The organism is Porphyromonas pogonae, from assembly GCF_036320655.1.
Taxonomy (GTDB): domain Bacteria; phylum Bacteroidota; class Bacteroidia; order Bacteroidales; family Porphyromonadaceae; genus Porphyromonas; species Porphyromonas pogonae.
This window is the reverse complement of sequence record NZ_CP143258.1, coordinates 2,053,772-2,073,369: the sequence shown is the minus strand read 5'-3', so window position 1 is coordinate 2,073,369 and position 19,598 is coordinate 2,053,772. Positions and strand designations below refer to the sequence as shown.

At 41.6% G+C, this 19,598-nt stretch carries 12 protein-coding genes; 10 read left to right on the top strand and 2 right to left on the bottom strand.

Features of this window, described 5'->3' with window-relative positions:
* Positions 1 to 21 precede the first annotated feature (21 nt).
* From VYJ22_RS08175 to VYJ22_RS08160, 4 genes are all read left to right on the top strand, one after another.
* Positions 22 to 2,577 carry a TonB-dependent receptor gene (locus tag VYJ22_RS08175; RefSeq protein WP_329903472.1) on the top strand — a complete coding sequence of 852 codons (2,556 nt, stop codon included), beginning with the start codon at positions 22 to 24 and terminating at the stop codon, positions 2,575 to 2,577.
* A 198-nt stretch (positions 2,578 to 2,775) separates the two neighbouring features.
* Positions 2,776 to 3,393, top strand: a complete 618-nt coding sequence (locus VYJ22_RS08170; protein ID WP_329903470.1) for a TetR/AcrR family transcriptional regulator — start codon at positions 2,776 to 2,778, stop codon at positions 3,391 to 3,393.
* A gap of 80 nt (positions 3,394 to 3,473) precedes the next feature.
* A complete protein-coding gene (locus VYJ22_RS08165) occupies positions 3,474 to 5,846 on the top strand; it encodes a TonB-dependent receptor (protein WP_329903469.1) in 2,373 nt (790 codons plus the stop codon).
* Positions 5,847 to 5,878: 32 nt separating this feature from the next.
* Complete coding sequence (locus VYJ22_RS08160; RefSeq protein ID WP_329903467.1) at positions 5,879 to 7,102, top strand: hypothetical protein; 1,224 nt, start codon at positions 5,879 to 5,881, stop codon at positions 7,100 to 7,102.
* 128 nt (positions 7,103 to 7,230) lie between these two features.
* On the opposite strand, the gene VYJ22_RS08155 is transcribed toward VYJ22_RS08160, so the two are convergent.
* On the bottom strand, positions 7,231 to 8,724 hold the full coding sequence (locus tag VYJ22_RS08155; protein ID WP_329903466.1) for an acetyl-CoA hydrolase/transferase family protein: 1,494 nt from the start codon (positions 8,722 to 8,724) through the stop codon (positions 7,231 to 7,233).
* Positions 8,725 to 10,590: 1,866 nt separating this feature from the next.
* On the opposite strand from VYJ22_RS08155, the gene miaB reads away from it, so the two are divergent.
* Positions 10,591 to 11,976, top strand: coding sequence for a tRNA (N6-isopentenyl adenosine(37)-C2)-methylthiotransferase MiaB (miaB, locus tag VYJ22_RS08150; protein WP_329903465.1), 1,386 nt, complete (start codon positions 10,591 to 10,593; stop codon positions 11,974 to 11,976).
* 22 nt (positions 11,977 to 11,998) lie between these two features.
* Positions 11,999 to 12,388: a DUF2834 domain-containing protein gene (locus VYJ22_RS08145; RefSeq protein WP_329903464.1), complete on the top strand. Its 390-nt coding sequence runs from the start codon at positions 11,999 to 12,001 to the stop codon at positions 12,386 to 12,388.
* Between the two features lie 137 nt (positions 12,389 to 12,525).
* On the opposite strand, the gene VYJ22_RS08140 is transcribed toward VYJ22_RS08145, so the two are convergent.
* Positions 12,526 to 13,692, bottom strand: a complete 1,167-nt coding sequence (locus VYJ22_RS08140) for a PepSY-associated TM helix domain-containing protein (protein WP_329903463.1) — start codon at positions 13,690 to 13,692, stop codon at positions 12,526 to 12,528.
* A 733-nt stretch (positions 13,693 to 14,425) separates the two neighbouring features.
* On the opposite strand from VYJ22_RS08140, the gene VYJ22_RS08135 reads away from it, so the two are divergent.
* From VYJ22_RS08135 to VYJ22_RS08120, 4 genes are all read left to right on the top strand, one after another.
* Positions 14,426 to 15,010 carry a DUF3575 domain-containing protein gene (locus VYJ22_RS08135; protein WP_329903462.1) on the top strand — a complete coding sequence of 195 codons (585 nt, stop codon included), beginning with the start codon at positions 14,426 to 14,428 and terminating at the stop codon, positions 15,008 to 15,010.
* Positions 15,011 to 15,024: 14 nt separating this feature from the next.
* The gene (locus tag VYJ22_RS08130; RefSeq protein ID WP_329903461.1) at positions 15,025 to 16,662 is read left to right on the top strand and encodes a DUF3868 domain-containing protein; all 1,638 of its coding nucleotides are present in this window, start codon (positions 15,025 to 15,027) and stop codon (positions 16,660 to 16,662) included.
* Positions 16,663 to 16,763: 101 nt separating this feature from the next.
* Complete coding sequence (locus VYJ22_RS08125) at positions 16,764 to 17,873, top strand: FimB/Mfa2 family fimbrial subunit (protein ID WP_329903460.1); 1,110 nt, start codon at positions 16,764 to 16,766, stop codon at positions 17,871 to 17,873.
* A 255-nt stretch (positions 17,874 to 18,128) separates the two neighbouring features.
* Entirely contained in the window at positions 18,129 to 19,574 is a 1,446-nt protein-coding gene (locus VYJ22_RS08120; protein WP_329903458.1) for a fimbrial protein, read from the top strand.
* The last annotated feature ends 24 nt before the right edge of the window (positions 19,575 to 19,598 follow it).

Sequence of the window (19,598 nt, the reverse complement as noted above, 5' to 3'; positions counted from 1 at the left end):
AATAATATTATAAAGTAAATTATGAAAAGAGTTTTCTATTTCATTGTAGCTATGTGTATGGCTTGTAGTTATGCCTTCGCTACCGGTAATTCTCCATTACCTGATCCCAGTGATGCCAATATTGTTGGCCACGTCAAGGACGCCAAGACAGGCGAGCACCTTGTAGGTATCACCATAGGTATCAAGGGTACGAACTATGGAACGTCTACAGATGCTTCAGGTCATTATTTTTTACGTAATCTCAAACCCGGTAAAATTACATTGGTAATGAGGGGGCTTGGTTACGTTAGCCAAGAACGAACTGTAAGTATTGTAAAAGACAAAACTATTGAAGTTAACTTTGATGCTATTCAAGACAATGTGATGCTTGACGAAGTGGTTGTATCATCCAACCGTCAGGAAACACTGCGTCGTTTGGCTCCTACATTGGTAAACGTGGTAGATGACAAATTATTTCAGAAGGCCAATGTAAATAATCTTTCTCAAGGATTAATATTCCAGCCCGGAGTTCGTGTAGAAAATGACTGTCAAAACTGTGGATTCAATCAGGTGCGTATCAACGGTCTTGATGGTAGATACACTCAAATATTGATCGATAGTCGTCCTGTGATGAGCTCATTGGCCGGTGTATATGGCTTGGAGCAAATCCCTGCTAATATGATAGATCGTGTTGAAGTAGTTCGTGGTGGCGGGTCAGCTCTTTTCGGTTCTTCTGCAATTGCGGGTGTTGTCAATATTATCACAAAAGAACCTGCATTCAACTCTATGTCATTCAATGAATCTGCAACTCTGACCGGTTTCAAAAATCTTGACAATAATATCAGCTTTAATGGCTCAATGGTTAGCGCTGATTCAAAGTCCGGAGCTTCCGTATTCGGTCAAGCTCGTTATCGAAATCCTTGGGATCAGAATGATGACGGTTATTCCGAAATCGGACGTCTTGATTCTCGTTCTTTAGGTGCAAGCGTATATATCAAACCTACCGATTTCAGTAAATTATCTACGGAACTTCACACTTTGAGTGAAGATCGTCGTGGTGGTGATCATATGGATTGGCCTGATCATGTTGCAGGTGTATCAGAGCATGTACGTCACTCGGTATATAGCGGAAATGTTAAGTATGATATATTTTCTAATGACTATAAACACCACTTCCAATCCTATTTTTCAGGACAATATGTTAAGCGTAATAGTTTCTATGGGGGTATCGGTGAAATCGAGATCAACAACGAAATTGCAGGTAAAATCGGTTTACCTATTCCCAAGGATAAGTATGGCGATAACTACGGAGTAACCAAAGGGCAAACTTATAACATGGGTATACAGTACAATTATGACTTCGATCATTTCCTTTTTATGCCGGCACAGTTACTTGGTGGTATAGAATATACCTATGATAATCTTAGAGATAAGATGCCTATCAGAACTTGGGAGTCATACAAGGATAAAGATGGAAAGATACAATCTAAATTCCCTGAACTCAAGCAAAATATCCGTACATGGAGCCAATTAGCTCAGATCGAATGGAAGAACGAAGCTTTCTCTTTCCTTTTAGGTGCACGCTTGGATGAAGTCAGTGTTTTGGACAAGCCTGTGCTTAGCCCTCGTGCTACATTACGATACAATCCCGTCAAAGGTATCAACCTTAGAGCCACTTATGCCAAAGGCTTCCGTGCACCTCAAGTATTTGATGAGGATCTTCATGTCGGAGTAGTTAATGGTGAAGCCCAAAAGGTATTCAATGCTGATGACCTAAAGCCCGAAGTGTCTCATGCTTTCAGCTTGAGTTCTGATATGTATTTCAATTTTGACGAAGTACAGACCAACCTGCTTGTCGAAGGTTTCTACACTCGTATTCTTGATGTATTTACCAACAATGAACAACCTACACTCAATGATGGTATCATGCGTTTTACGCGTACCAACGGTGATGGAGCCAAAGTGCTTGGTATGAATATCGAAGGTCGCATTGTATATAAAAACTTCCAACTTCAGGGGGGGGTTACTTTCAGCTCTAATAAGTATGATGTTGCGCAGGAGTGGGGGACTCGCACGGAAGTAGGTAAAGATGGTAAATTTGTAACAGAGTTGAATGAGGACAAAAAGCAAGTATACAAAAATGAGATTATGGTTGATAAAAAGATCACCAGAACACCCTCAGTTTACGGATACTTTACTTTAGGCTATAACCCGGTGAAACCTCTCAACCTGTCTCTTACAGGTACTTATACAGGCTCTATGTATGCTCCTCATGTAATTGGTTATGGAGTGGGTGCAGCTGTTGACGACCGCAATGCTATAGCTGCCGGAACTCGTGTGGCAACAGTTGATGAGGAAGACAATGCTCCTCGTATCGATGAGTTGAAGAAAACGCCTAAATTCTTTGACTTAGGAGCTAAGATGTCTTATGATTTTAAGATCTTCAATACATCTACTCTTCAGCTTTACTTCGGTCTTACCAATATCTTCAATTCTTTCCAAAAGGATTATGATTTTGGACCGGATCGTGATAGTGCATATATCTACGGCCCTACTACTCCTCGCTCAGGTTATGCCGGAATCAAGTATACTTTCTAAGGCATTATTTCTACGGAAAGTTTAGTCAGTACCGTATAATATCAATAGACATAGCCGGCTTTATGTAATTATAAAGCCGGCATTGTTTTACAGTTATATTATTTCCATCCTACCTATTTATGATGATTTCTAACGCTCAAATAACCTATAATAGGGTATATTTCCTTACATCCCTATTATTTATTTTTGCTCTGTTTTATGATGGGTAATATAAATCTAAATCAAAGAGAGCGTATCCTTGAAGTATCTCGTGAGTTGTTTATCCAATTCGGATACAAAGGAGTTTCTATGCGTATGATTGCCGAGAAGTTGGGTATGACGCATGGGAATATCTATAATTATTTCCAAAATAAGGATATGGTATATGCGGAAATAATGAAGTCATTGCTCAAAGAGCTTGATGACTATCTCCATCGCTTCAATGATGAGATTAGAATCGATGATAAAATATTCCATGATCTTAATCTGTACATGCTCAAAGAAATGTTGCATTTAGTAGAAACTTATCCGGCAGAGCTCAACCTTCTGATTTACAAATCTCAGGGATCTCAGTATGAAAACTTCGGTGAACGGTACATTTCACGTGGAGAGAAAGTTGGAAATATGTTTTTAGAAGCTATGAAAGCAAAATACCCCTCTCTTAATACTGATTTTACCCCTTTATTCAATAGATTCAATGCATCCAGGTGGTACACATTGTTGTGCGACCTTGCTATGCATCCTGATATACCTATTGAGGAGAGGCGGCGTTTTATCAAAGAATACATGATATATAGTTCTGGAGGATGGGAAAGCCTTATGAAATCATCGCTATAAAAGCTCAGCAGTAATGTTGAGCTTTTTTATTGACCAAAATTAAGGAATGGTCAGAGAAATAAAAAATGATATATAAACTTATGTGTAGGAAGAAAAATTTTATTGTGATTGTTATTGCTTTGATGCTAGGAAATAGTCTTGGTATGTCCCTTATGGCTCAACAACGTATCCTTATGGGTAAAGTCAAAGATGCTAAGACTTCTGAAGCTATTATTGGGGCGAGTGTAAAGATCATTGGGACCAATCTGGGATGCGTAACCAATGAAAAGGGCGAGTATACTTTGAGGTTGACTCATGCCGAACCAAAGGTTATGGTGAGTTCAATGGGGTATCAATCACAGACTTTTACACCCAAATTATCAGATACCCAGGATATAAACCATGATTTCTTATTGATACAGAATTTCAATGCATTGAATGAAGTAACTATTTATGCCAAGGAAAGAGAGCGTGAAGAAATACGTGCCGTAAAAAAGAGTGGAATTCCTGTTTCAGTCATTGATGGCAGATTACTTGCTGCACGCGGCACTACTATAGAGCAGGTCTTAAATACCCAAACGGGAGTAAAGATCAGACGTACGGGAGGAGTAGGATCGTCTGCTAAAATCAATATCAGGGGATTGGAAGGCAAGCGAGTACAAGTCTATATAGACGGATATGCACTCAATACCAATGACGGAGGTTTTAACATAAATGATATTCCGTTACAGTTTATTGATCGCATTGAGATTTACAAAGGCATTGTTCCCCCTGAATTTGGAGGTGATGGTTTGGGTAGTGCTGTCAATGTAGTTACGATAGATCCCAAAGATGGATATGTCGACTTTGCAAGTTCTGTAGCATCTTATGGCGATTATGCCGGAAATATTACGCTGAATCATTATTACAAACCGTTGAAATCATATATTTCAGCATTTCTGGGAGGGAAATATGCTCTGAATAATTATAAGATGGAATCACCCATTGAAAAAGGCCTGGTAATCAAGCGTGATCATGACAGGCTTAAGATGATTGAAGGAGCATTGACACTAAAGTCCAAAGATCTTTATTTTGATCAGTTAGAGTTGGAAAATTTCTTTTATATCAGTGATAAACAGATCCAGGGAGTACTCCAGAATATTCGTCATGCCAAATCTTGGGGAGTGGGAATAGGGCTAAATCCTAAATTAGAAAAGAGTAATTTCTTGATCAACGGATTGAATCTCAAGCTTTATGGTTTAGCAGCTTACAGTAATTTAGGGCAAATAGATACAGCCAAGTACATTACGGACTTCCACGGACATCATATTCCCGGGGCTTATGCCGGAGAGGTAGGAATGATACCCAATGACTCTCATGACAAGCTATATGATTGGCGCTACAATCTTAATCTTAAGTATGAGATTATACCGGAAAAAATGTTTCTCAATCTCAATAATGGCTTCCGTACCGTACATACTGTGTCTCAAGATACTGTAGCAGACCGTTTTCTCAATGCTAATTATAGCGGATTGAAATCCGATATTTATGATATTATCACCTCTCTATCTCTTGAGAATAATTGGTTCGACAGGAAGTTTTCTACAATTCTTACGGGGCGACATTATTACTATGCATTGGAGGGCAATACAATAGATCTTGCTTTTATGGGTGAGGCTAAGCCTCAATACATTAGTACAAACGGAAGCTATTGGGGAGGTAGTTATGCCATGAAGTATAGTTTTACGAACCATTGGTTACTCAAAACCGCATTGGAATTCAACTATCGACTGCCACGTTATGAAGAGGCCTTGGGTGATAGGATGACTACTTTGACTTCTTTGGGCCTTAAGCCTGAGAGTGCTTTCAATTTTAACCTCGGACTTATGTTCGATAAGTATTATGCTGCATCTTCTCGTATTCAGTTCGATGCCAATACCTATTTCTCCAAGATTAAGAATATGATTTATCCCTCAGATTATGTCGGATATATCCTGTATAAGAATCTGGGTAAAGCTGTTTTGTATGGATTTGATGCTGAGGTAAAGTGGGATATTAATCAAAATTGGTTTGTTTCGTCTAATATTACCTGGCAGAAAAGTCTTGACGACGAGAGGTTTCAGCCCGGTACTTCTTCACATAGTATTACCTACCACAAACAGCTGCCACATATTCCTGTGTTTTTTGTCAATTGGACCGCAGACTACCGCACCCAAAATCCATGGGGATTACATGGGCAGTATGCCCGTTTTTATTATGAAGGTGGTTTTACTGATACGTATTATTATGGATTCAAACTAAGCAGCCAGCAACAATTTACTATCCCTGCTGCCACTATACATAGTGTAGGTGCTGAGTGGGGATTTATGAATCGTAAGATACTCGTCGGATGCGAATGTCGCAACTTATTTGATTCCCGTGAACTTACAAATTTCAATTATCCTCTCCCGGGACGTACACTTATGCTCAAAGTCCGATTTACTACGCTAAAATAATTATTTATCAATAGTTTAAATTTTAATAAGCAATGAAAACAAAAAAAATGTTTTTGGTACTTGCAGCCTGCTGCACTTTGTTTGCGGCCTGTGATAAGAACAACAATGATGTTCCGGATCCACACACCGGTAAGAAAGCAACCCTCATTGTAGGTGTCAATATGCAGCCCTTGGCCCAGAATGGCTATCTTATTCCTCTCTCCGATCTTAATGTGAAATCTGTTACAGGGAGTAATCTATCAGGTGCGGTGGAAACAAAGATCACACCTTATGCTATTCCTTTTGGTGATGATTTTTTCTATAGCCCGGGTATCAATGATAACAGTATCATCAAATACGGTCGTAGTGACGATGGTAAGATTATAGAACGAGGCCGTTTGCAAGTAGCTTTTGCGGGCCCCGGTATAGGCAGTATAGCCATACTCAATGAGCACAAAGCATATGCTTCCTCAATGATGGATCAGAAGATTGTAATTTTTGATCCTACTACTATGACAAAGACCGGTGAAATAAATTTGGCAAAAAAGGAATTTAGTGTAAATAAAGAAAAGCCGGCTCCCTCTCCCATCGGATTAATTATTAATGAGGGTATATTATACGTAGGTACCGGACAGTTTACTCAAGTACCTAAGACTGCCAAGGGAGCTTATGTTATACCTATTGATACCAAGACAGACTTGCCGGGCAAGATGTTCGAGGATCAACGATTGTCCTCAGCTTCGATTTTCCCTTGTGGTATGTTTAAGGATGAGAAAGGTGATGTTTATGTAACTTGTTGGGGGTCATATGGCTACGATCCCGAGCAGAAGTTTGGAATACTTAGGATTAAGAAAGGTGAGAAGTCGTTTGATCCTGATTATTGTTTCAACATGAGTGATATGAATATCAAAGATGTTTTGGGGGGTAAACTAAACTATACAATAACTGTATTCTATGGTGGAAATGGACAAATATTTACGTATGGAGCCAATTACGGCCTATCTGCAAACCCTAATAAGCCGGATGCTTTTGAAGACAAAGTGCTTTATTGCATGAAAGGTGACTTGGCTAAAAAAACATTGGAAGTATTACCTCTCCCTCATTCTAACATGTATAGTACAGCTATCTCAAGATATGGGGATCAAATCCTCTTCGGTCTCTCTCCTAAAGGCAAACCGTCAGGTATTTATACTTATAACCTGAAAACGGGCAAATGTGATGAAAAACCTGTGGTGGAGATACCGGGTACTATTATTAGTATGGCTTCGTGGAAGTAATTCCTTGATAGTTGTAAAGGCCTTGTAGCCACATTATATCACTCAAAATAAAAGTCTCAGACTTTCTCACATGGAGAGAGGTCTGAGACTTTGTTTTATAAGTAATTTTCTAATGATTGGTAATGAGATTACTTGTACTCTTCCCAGTTTACATTACGCATATCTCCACTCTTCATTATTTCTTTATGGAAAGCAAAACAAGCATCGAGGTGTTGAGCCGTTTGTCCTTTCACTCCGAGGTTGAGATATTCTCTCAGGAGAGGTCTGTAGTCGGGATGTGCACACTTCTCTATGATTTCCTCTGCACGTTGTCTGGGGCTTTTACCTCTGAGGTCAGCGACTCCGTATTCAGTCACGATGATTTTCACAGAGTGTTCGCTGTGGTCAAGGTGTGATACCATAGGAACAAATGCGCTGATCTTACCGTCCTTTGCTGTAGATGGTGTGGTAAAAATGGATAGATATCCGCTACGTGTAAAGTCGCCTGATCCTCCTATGCCATTCATCATTCTCACGCCGTTTACGTGTGTGGAGTTGATATTGCCGAATATATCAGCCTCCAGAGCGGTGTTGATGGTGATAATTCCCAGTCGGCGCACTATTTCCGGGTTATTGGAGTATTCTTGCGGACGGAGAAGGAGTTTGTCCTTGAAAAAATCCAAATTACCGTATATCTCTTTTATTACAGATCGGCTTACTGACAGCGAACATCCGCTGGCAAACTTTACTCGACCTTCTTTCATCAGCTGTATCACTGCGTCTTGTATTACCTCAGTGTATACATTAAAAGCGGGAATGTCATGGTTAGACCCCAATGCTCCCAATACTGCATTGGCTACATTACCCACACCGCTCTGCAAGGGAAGAAACTCTGCAGGGATTCTGCCGGCTTTCATTTCTTCTACAAGGAATTTTGCAACGTTGTTTCCGATGGCTTTCGTTACATCGTCCAAAGGAGCAAAACCTCCGTCATCATTAGGTTCACTGGTTCTCACCACACCTACTATCTTTGCAGGATCCACCTTTACAAAAGGGAGGCCCACTCTGTCGTCCGGCTTGTATACAGGTAGTTCTCTACGGTGAGGAGGATCCAGTGGCTCAGCAATATCATGCATACCTCGGATTTCCTTGGGGTGCTTATCATTGAGTTCGATGATGATTTTGTCAGCCATACGGCATATTGTGGGCAATATTCCCACTCCGCTGGTTGGTACTATCTCGCCATCTTCGGTAATATCGGCTGCTTCCACTATAGCAACATCTACTTTCCCAAGGAAACCATATCTCAATTCCTGTGCTTCACATGAGAGGTGCATATCGAAATAAGGGGCATCCCCATTATTGATAGCTGTCCTCATGTCTTTATTAGATTGGTATGGAGTACGGAATTTGACGGCGTTAGCTCTGGCCAGCTCTCCGTCTAATCTATCGCCCGTACTGGCACCTGTAAACATACCGATTTTGAAAGGTCTGCCTTGCTCATGTTCCTGATTTGCTCTGCGTGCTATAGCTGCAGGTACTACTTTGGGACAACCTGCGGGGGTGAATCCGCTAAAGCCTACGTTGTCATTATGCTGAACTAATGCCGCAGCTTCGTCAGCCGTAATAAAATTTAAAGCCATAATAATGATTAGAATGATTATGAATTATTGTGTTTATTCAATATATCTTTTTCAAATGGGTATATTTTTCTACAAATGTATATAAAATTATTGCTCGTTAGGCTTTGTTTTCTCTTGATTTGTCATTTCTATTTTTCTAATCAAGTAATTTCTACACAAGAGAGACTTATTATTCCCTTTTTTGATAATATTCAATGACAATAATCCTCAGTCTGCATTTCTCAAAGACACCCATATCATATCTCAATCTATGGGATTTATTAGTCATTACCCTCATGCTTGTCTGCTTAGTCCGACAGCATAGTGAGCTTTGTAAGCATAAAAGTATATGATGTTGTCTTAAATGATATGATCATAGCTTGGTTATTTTTGACATTTTGTCAAATGATGTGAGATGAAGCAGTGATCTCCTTTTTCTAATTAATGCCTCTACTCTAGACAACTAAAAAATTTAGTTAACACAGTTATTCTTCTCGATATAGAAGTTTCTTAGTTAAAAAAGGAGAATTATTTTTGCAAAAAACCAAGCAAAAAGTTTTTTCGTAGGGGAAATATAGCCCTGAAATAATGGCTAATTAAATATAATGTGAGGGTTGTTGCTTGATAATCAATAATTGCAGTATGTATGAACTAATAATTATGCTTTTTATTCTTTTATCTAAGTCAACAATTTCTTATATGATAGGTTCGTTGACTTTATATGATCGGATCACAGACCGTGTATGATGGGTCGTCTGACTTTGTATGATAAGTCTGTTGCTTTATATAGCAAACACGGACATCCTTATAGATAGAATTTTATATAAATGAGAAAAAGTCTACCATCCTTATATAAGGGATAGCAGACTTTGGGTCATCGGAATTGCAAGATATACTGCGGTAATCCTGCAATGTCTTAAGAATCTTTTAATGTCTTGCCAACGGGGCTATGTATGAAAGCTAACCTCGGGATAGATTGTACAGCAAAATAAAATGTAATACTTGGGCATGGCTGCTTCATCTGTAAAATGCCTGTGCTGTTTGAGAAAGGTATAGCAACCTCTCTGGATATAAATGATATATAGGAGTTTCTCTTCATGTAAGTGTGTATAAACGATAATATACGGGATAAGTAGAATGGGTGACTTGAATGTAAAGATACAACATCTCACCCCCCATTGTCAAGTTCGTTTACAATGGGACGAAAAGCTACACGATGTCAAAAATCAAAATGGTTGAAATATTCTAAATATATTGACGAAATGATATGTTTTATAGTTGTTAGCTTTCATTATTGTCTATGTGTAAGTTCGGTTATAGTTCTCCTCAAATGATCTGATCTATGTCAGCTATAAATACTTTATTGGCAGTATATTATTTTGTTAGATATCTCTATTTTGGTTGTTGACGTGTTCTTACGTAAGACCAGGTAAGATCTGTCGATAAGCTTAGTATAAAACTGAATATTTTATGCGAATCCCTTTTAATAGACATACTCAAAATCAAGATGATTCTCCCAACATTCTTTTTTCGGAATGTACCGATTTTATGATCATAATTTTGACTTTTTTCTGTGACTAAAATGCTTTTTCTTTATATATCATGAAGTTTCGTTACTTTTGCAAGCGTTTTTGGGTGAAGTTCTATGGCAGAGCAGATACCTATAAATTATTAAGGTAAGGTTAGAAATGAGTATTTATGATTTTAAACGGTCTGATTATCAGGATTATAAAAAAATCGGAGCAAACTTCCCAGTCTGCTCCAACCTATTAACCAAAACCTTAACTATGAAAAATCTTACATTTTCATAGACAAATATAGTAATTATATCTATTCTAAAAAAGAAATTCTCATAAAATCTCAAGAATTTTTACAAAAAAAACAATTATGGATAAAAAAGCAGGATCGGACTCTAAATCCGAAGTAATGCATGATGAAAAAAGCCTTTTTATAGAAACTTACGGTTGCCAGATGAATGTGGCTGATAGTGAAGTCGTAGCCTCAATTATGCAGATGGATGGCTATCATCTTACAGAGCATCCTGAGGAAGCAGATGCTATTTTCCTCAATACATGTTCGGTGAGGGATAATGCAGAGCAGAAAGTGCTCAATCGCTTGGAATATTACAATTCTCTTCGTAGAAAGAGGAAGAAAGGGCTTACGCTGGGGGTACTGGGATGTATGGCTGAGCGTGTCAAGGATGATCTTATCGAGAAGCACCATGTCGATTTGGTTGTGGGGCCTGACAGCTACATGGATCTGCCCAATCTGGTAGGAGCTGTGGAGAATGGCGAAAAGGCTATCAATGTAGAGTTGTCTACACAGGAAACTTATAAAGATGTTATTCCGCTTAAAATAGGCGGGGTGCATATATCAGGCTTTGTCTCTATCATGAGGGGATGTAACAATTTTTGTACTTACTGCATTGTGCCTTATACCCGAGGGAGAGAAAGAAGCCGTGAGATAGAGAGCATTCTCCGTGAGGTACGTGATCTTAAAGAGAAGAACTTCAGGGAAGTGACACTTCTGGGACAGAACGTCAACTCATATATGTACAACGATGGCGGCCGAGTATATAACTTTGCCACTTTGCTCAGTAGGGTTGCAGAAGAAGTGCCTGACATGAGAATACGTTTTACATCACCGCATCCCAAGGATATGGATGACGAAACCATCGGGGTGATGGCCAAATATCCTAATATATGTAATCACATCCACTTTCCCGCTCAGTCCGGTAGCAACAGGATACTCAAACTGATGAATCGAAATTATACGCGTGAGTGGTATCTGGACAGAGTGGCTGCTATAAGAAAAGCAATCCCCAATTGCGCTATTAGTTCTGACTTATTTTGTGGATTTCACGATGAGTCTGAGGAAGATTTTCAGGATACGCTCAAGTTGATGCGAGAGGTTGGTTACGATGCCTCTTTTATGTTCAAGTATTCTGAACGGCCCGGTACATTTGCTGCTCGACATTTGGATGATAATGTCCCTGAAGAAGTGAAGCTCGACAGACTCTCACGCATGATTGATCTGCAAAACAAACTTAGCCTGGAAAGCAATAAACGAGATATAGGCAAAACTTTTGAAGTTTTGATAGAAGGTTTTAGTAAGAGATCAAGAGAACAGTTGTTTGGTAGAACACAACAGAATAAAGTTGTTATCTTTGACAAGCAAGGATACAGGGTGGGGCAGTATGTACATGTCAAGATTACTGATGTATCATCCGCAACCTTGTTGGGCGTTATTGACGAACCCGATAAACAACCTTGATTATTATTGTTTATATGTTATCATGATGGAAAAGAATGTACAATCTCAACAAGCATCCTTTACAGGGAAGCAAGGTATGTCATACTTAAGTTTATTATACCTTTTATTGGCAGTGCTGGGACTTTCCGCCTTTGTTCTCGTGAATATAGGTATCCGCGAATATGGCGGTTTCAATGTCAAAGACTTTGTATCCAGTACATGGATCAATGATTGGTATGCCCGGAGTATCTCGGCAGACTTTATTGTAGTGGCTCTTACTGCGATCGCTTTTATGATTATCGAAGGTATGCGTGTCAGAATGAAGTATATATGGCTATTTGTCATAATGTCGTTCCTTATCGCCATTGCTTTTGCTTTTCCTTTGTTTCTTTTTTTCAGAGAACGAAAGCTAAGGAGTGGTCGTACTGTATAAATATAATCTGATACAAGAGAAAAGAGACTGCTTGGATTCAACCATGGGCAGTCTCTTTCTTTTTCATTTCGTAGGTCGGAAGTTTTTGGGATTGGGCAGCCTAAAGTAGAATACTCACCATACTTATCATAGACTTGTTATTTTCCAATACTTTTTCTTCTTTTCTTAAAACGTTTGTTGATAAAGATAAGTATACCCGTTATGGGCAATGAGGCGATGATCACACATGCCAGAAAAGCGATAATTCTACCCGGTATTCCGGCTATCCTACCCGTATGCAAGTCGTAGTTCATTCTATACAGTTTTTGTCCCCATGAGCAATCTTCATATTTAATTCCAAAAAGTCCACCTCCTTTCAGTTCGTCTAAAGAATACCGATCAAAGAACCTCATATGCCTGCGATAATATTTATTGTTGCCATCAGGGTTATATGCTACCGCATAGCTATCGGTTTTGTCAGAGGGGAAACTGATCCTCAAAGAACATTTCTCATCCATAATATAATCATCCTTGATCTGTGTCCATAAATCATCTGCATTATACTCCGGAGCATCACTGTTATATTTTGATTCGGGCATATTCCAGCCCTCATATGTTTTACCCCCGGTAATAAGCCCGTAGTATGCCTCACCAAACTTTTTGAAACTCCAGTTGAGTCCTGTAACGGCCATAATAAGAGCAAATATAGCTGTATAAAAGCCTAATATGTTGTGATAATCAAGAATCTTACGCTTGTATGGAGCTTTCTTTTTGATCGTGAAAGCTGCCATCACCGCCTTGGAGTTTTTCATGTCCGGGTACCACATCACAATTCCGGTGATAGTCACTATTATAAAGATGACTACAGACCAGCCTATCACAGGCTTACCTATATTTCTCGGTAGCCACAAGCTCCGATGTCCTTTGATAATAAACTTGAAGAAGCCGTCTTTCACCTGTTCCGTATATATTCTTTTACCTGAGTATGGATTGAGGTAAACATCTATCCTATCGCCTTTCTTACCTCCGGTAGTAAGTTTTGCTGCATGCTCAATGCCTTGGTATGTGACCTCTTTTACTTTGGACTTGCCTTGAGGGTTCTCTTTTCTGATCACGTCTTCCGCTATTTCTTTCAGTTCCAACGGAGACATCAATATCTCATTATCAGTATTGCGTATAGCAAGCGATGGTCGTTGCATATCTTCTATTTCATCCCTGAAAGCGTATACGGCACCTGTAATAGCTACTACAAAGATCACTATACCAGCCGGTATGCCCAGCCATAAATGCAACTTTCTTACTATTTTCTTTAGATTCACCCTCATCTCATTCAGTCTGTTTTTAGATTATGTCCGGTCATATTTTCTTTTCAATTCATGTTCCGGTCTTGATTGTAAATAATTATTGTAGTCGCCATAAGGCTATTTGCTGTAAAGATAACGATAAGTAAGATATATATCAGCAGTGGTGCATATTAGCCCTATTTGTATCAGCTTTAGTATGCTTATTAATAGTGAGATAGCTTGTTTATGTTCACTACCTGCAAGGGTATATCTCCGAAAGTTTTCCGTAGGATACTCTTCTATTATTATTCTCGGAAAAATCTAATCACCTCTTAGTTCTGCTCGTAATGTGCTGTTTTTTAGCCAATTAATACCTGTTTTATTATAATAAGTCACTTAATGTGTACTTTAAATACACTTATGTGCACAATTTGCCGGTGATATTTCGGAGCCTCATAAAGTAGAGCGTTCTACCTTTGCCTGTGGATACAAAAGAGCTATATCTATTGATCTATTTCCGCTAAGATCGGAGTAGAAAGATAGATGATAATGAGAATAATAGATTGTATGGACTTCAATATTAAGTGGCTACTTAAGCTTATTTGCACAGATGAAAGGGTGTAAATATTTTATCCATTTCATAATTATCATCATGCATGATTAAGAATCATATGATCGGAATTATTCTTTAGCATTGGTCAATGCTTCCTCTATTTGTAAATAAGCAAGTCACTTTTGGTATGAACTACTATTTATATATCCTAATATACACAGCATGAAACATATTTCTCTCACTTTGCTTCTGTTTATGAGCATTTTCATGACGGTACGGGCACAACGCATCGGAGTTAAAACAAATTTGCTCTATTGGGGTACCACTACTCCTAATATTGGGCTTGAGTTTCGTACTGGTGATCAGTTTACTCTTAGTCTCCATGGGGGATACAATCCTTTCAACTTCGGGTCGCATACCAAGGTTGACGGGGTGCGTGTGCATCCCAAGTTACGCCATTGGTTGGTGATGCCTGAGGTAAAATATTGGTTTTGTCAAGCTTTCGAGCGTGGTTATGTGGGTATTCACGGGGTATACGGTGAATATAATGTAGGAGGTATCTCGCTGATCAAGGATTTAAAAAATTACCGTTATCAGGGCAATGCCTATGGAGGTGGTGTAAGTATGGGGTACCAGTGGGCACTGGGTGACCGCTGGGGGGTTGAAGCTTCTTTGGGTGTTGGGTACTTGAGGTTAAACTATAAGAAGTATGACTGTGGCGATTGTGGTGATTTCCTTGGCGAGTACAAGCGAAATTACTTCGGTCCCACAAAAGCAGTATTATCACTCATCTATTATCTCAAATAAATACCAATGCTCATATGAAACATACTCTACACAATATTTTACACATATTACTGCTTTATATCGTTATCGTCGGAGGGGCTAAGGCTCAGACAGCCGGGCGTAATTTCTATAATCCCTCGCCCAAGCCTGTAGCCGCAGTACAGACCCGGGAATTATCACCCCGGACATCCATGCCCGAGCTCCGATTCCAGGAGGTTCACAATTATTTCCGGGGAGATTCACTGCATATCAATTTCAAATTGGTAATTCGTGGAGCCATCATTAACTCCGGCGATGCTTTACACATCATTCCTGTATATCGTGTAGGTGGTGTGGAACTTCGATTTCCTGAGGTATTGGTCAACGGAAAGAGGCGGGCCGCCTACTACCGTCGTGAACAGGCTTTGCTCTCACACAGTGCCTTTTGGGAGCAAAAACCCTATGTCGTGGTATCTGTTCCTACCCGTGTCGGAGACGTTCAGTCCGTTTCTTACCGGGTATCACTTCCGTTGACCAAACCTATAAATTTGGGTGGCAAGCTTACATTCGATCAGCTTATAGAGGATTGTTGCGACTGGCATCTAATGGGAGTACAGCCCTCTGATATTGAGGGCTCTCAAGCCCAGGCGGATGCGCCTCGATCATCCAAACCTTCAGTGACCCCGCCCGTATATGAGAGTAGTGTGACATTCATACGCCCTAAGAAAGAAGTGGTCAAGGAGCGTAATGAGCATCTCTCACTTCATATCAACTATATTGTGGATCGGTATGATATCTTGCCTTACTACGCAAGTAATGCCGAAGAACTTGCCAAAGTAGACAATGTGCTCAGGCCTTTGTCATCCCGTCGTGAGACCTATCGTATCCGAAGTGCTTCTATCAAAGGATATGCATCACCTGAAGCACCTTATGACTATAACCTCAAGCTATCACAACGTCGTGCTGATGGTTTCAAGCAATATCTCATCCGTAAGTACGGCCTTTACGATATCAGTATGTTCCCCGCCACAGGTATGGGTGAGGATTGGGAAGGCCTCAGGGCTGCAGTGGAAGAGAGTGACATGATGTATCGAGATGCTGTCCTTACCATTATAGACGGAGTAGACATCTTCAAGGGGCGTGAAAAGCTACTCATGGATCTGGCAGGAGGAGTACCCTACAAATATATGCTTTACAACCTCTATCCGCCTTTGAGACGTATGGAGATGGAGGTTAGCTACACGGTACGCTCTTTCGAGACCGTCGAGGCCGAGGAGGTCTTGAAGCAGAGACCTCAGGACTTATCACAAGAGGAGATCTACGAAGTAGCACGCCGGCGCAATAGTGGCGATAAGTCACAGAGAGCTGCCAAGGATTATGGTCGTGAGTACGATGTAGCTGCCAAATACTTCCCCAATGACGCCGTTGCAAATATCAATGCTGCCTCTGCAGCCCTTGTACGAGGCGATCTGGATGGAGCATGGAAGTATCTGGGCAAGGTGCAGAACGTACCGGAGGCTTACAATAATTTGGGTGTTTACTATTGGATGCGAGGCGATCTGTCTCGAGCACGTGATTACTTCCGCCGTGCCCTCAAGGTCAAGGGCGAAGAGTCTCGAGCAAAGTACAATTTGGAACAACTGGAGGAGTCATTGCAAAACAAAGGTGGTATGGTAGATAGCTCTTTTCGATAAAATTAATGCAATGTCTCTGCCTCCCCCTTGGAGAAGATAGAGGATCGGACTACTACTTTATAATATGAATAATTAGAGGCAAAGAGATGCGAAATAGCTATATGGAAGATTACAAGCCAAGAACTATGGCAGACATCAAGCAAGAAAAAGCGCAGAGGCGTCGTCGCAGAGCTATGCGATGCCGGCGAGGTATGCTGCTGGCATTGCTTGCCGGAGCTATCGTAGCCATCTTTGTCCTGGGTGGGTGCTCCACAGATGATGATCGTGATGTGTGTTGTGAAGGTGTTGATATCAGTATTCGCTACGTACGTCGTGTGGCCGAGGGAGATCGTTACCGCATCCATATACATCACTCGGAGCATTTCATCTTCGACTCTCACGGCATCCTGTTCTCCCATACGATTGTCACACGACAGCCCCAGGAGTTGCACTTCAAGCCCACGGTGCTTCCTTATGGTAAGTACACCCTACTTGTAGTAGGTAATAGAAGTACAAGGACAGCCTTCCCTTTTACAGTGGGCAAGACCCGCCTCTCGGAGATGCTCATGAGCATAAATACCCGGGAGCAAGGTAGCGCAGATGCTTATTATACCAATGGTGATGCGCTCTACTGGGGCATCCAAGATTTTGAGATGACTCGCAACCGTACAGCTCACTACATATGTGATATGAGCAATATACACTGTCTGATGCGCATTACCGTGAAGTGGAAGAGGCAACTACCCTCACAGCCCGGGCTCTACACCTTACAACTCCGAGAGGTGCCTCGTGCGTATCGGATGAGCTTACACCCACGTGTACCCAAGATTGTGATGAATACCTTTTCGGATCCCAAAGAACCGCTTTTTACAAGTACTGTCACTCAGGTGGTACACTCTTTTCCTCTCATCTTGGGTGACAATCCGGTCACTCACCGCCTACATGTCCCCATTTCATCGGCTATGCTGGATGCTCAGTTTATGACCTTGCGCTATGATGACAACTCCATACCGCTATTCCGAGTACTCAAAGACGGAGTGCCACTAATGAAGGAAATAAATCTCAAACGATTCTTCGAGGAGATGAAGTGGGTGCCATCACGGATACCGGAGCAGATATTCCACCTCATCATAGAGATAGATCCGGTTACAGGATCTGTCACCGTGACAGCGTCAGGCAATTTGAGTGTACTCGACTGGCAGGATGGGGGTACTATAGGACATGATCTTTGACAAGGAGGTTTTGTCAAGGACCATGTGCTACAGAGACAGAGATCGAGAGAGTGTAGAGAGGCTGATAACCGGAACACTCCAACAAATATGGCAACATTATTAAGATAGGATAATAAAAAAAGAAATAAGCATAGACATGAAGTCATATCAATACCGTAAGGCGGGGGAGGGGAGCTTGCTCATCCTATACTCTCCTCTCTCGAGGTATGGTTTTCTGCATTTGCTTTTATGTTTAATCAATAATAAGAACGTAGTATGAAGAAGAAAATGATTTTCTCTATGCTCGGCGCCACAGCCATACTTCTCACGGCATGTAGCAAGGAGCAGCAGATCCCCGTCGGGCCTGACCCGGCATTGCCGGCCAATAGTGTGATGTTCTCCATAGGCTTGCCCTCGGGAGAACCTGTGACTTATGCTCAGGTACACGAGCAGGACGAGTATGCTATCAATAGTCTTGACATCTTTGAGTTTGACGATGCCGGCAAGCTTGTCAAAATCTTCAAGGACATTGCCACCACAGCCGCTCCCGACGGGGACTTCGTAGCACGCAAGACGGTGGCTCAGATAGAGCTGGACAAGGGTACCAAGGGCAAGCACGACTTCCTCTTTGTGGCCAATCTCGGTAAGACCACAAACAATTGGATGCAGAAGCAGCTGAGAGACCTTCCCTTGCAAACCACTACTAAGGATGCCTTCAAGGCCGAGCTTACCAAGGCCTTGGCAAGCACCGATGCCGAGATCAAGCCTGACTTTGTGATGACCGGCAATAAGGAAGTCACCATCAATGGTAGTGCGCCTATGGATCTCACCCAGCAGGTATCCGACATCGTGATGCTCACACGTGATGTGGCTCGCCTCGACATCGCTCAGCGTCTCAAGACGAGTACTGAGACACTCACCATCACCAAGGTAGAGGTCAGGAATGCCCCCTCGCTTACGTCCCTGTTCCCTGTAACGGGCAACCTCTCTCCTGCATCGGAGACTTCCGTGAGCTACAAGGTGAAGAGTGCCGGTGAACTCACTGCTCACCTCGATGCTGTGGCTACGGCTCAGTACACCAGTCGCTACAAAAAGCTCTTCTACCTCTATGAGCGTGCACAGTCGCAGTTTACCGCCAAGGGTACCCCCACGGTGTATATCAGTGCCGACTATGTGCCTGCTACGGGTGGTGCGGCAGTGAAGATGCGCTACGAAATTCCCTTCGACCGCAACCTCACACGTAATTACCTCTACACCATAGTGCTGGGTGTGGAGCCCAAAGGCGATACTTACGAAGCTACTGCCAACATCATGACACTCAAGTGGGAGGACGAGCACAAGATCACCCAGCCCCTGAAGGCTCTCCTGAACTTTACGGCCAATACGGCCCTTGCCGCAGAATTCACTTATGACAACGCCAAGCACGAGATGACCCTCAAGAGTGGCGATGCCAAGACCCTCACCGATGCCTTCACGGTAGCCAGCGAGTATGCCGGGGACGACATCCCCACCTTCGTAGCCATCACTGCTCCCGGTACTGCCGGTGTGGCCGACCCCAACAACAGCTGGATCACCGTGACTCCTACAGCGGGTAAGATCACCATCGCAGTCAAGGAAAACAACGAGGGTGCCGAGCGTGCCGGTATCATCTGGCTCCGTAGTGCCAAGGACGTGCAGGGCAATCAGCTCTACAGCATGAAGATCATCCAGCCTAAGAAATAATAAAGGACATGCGCTTTGATAAGT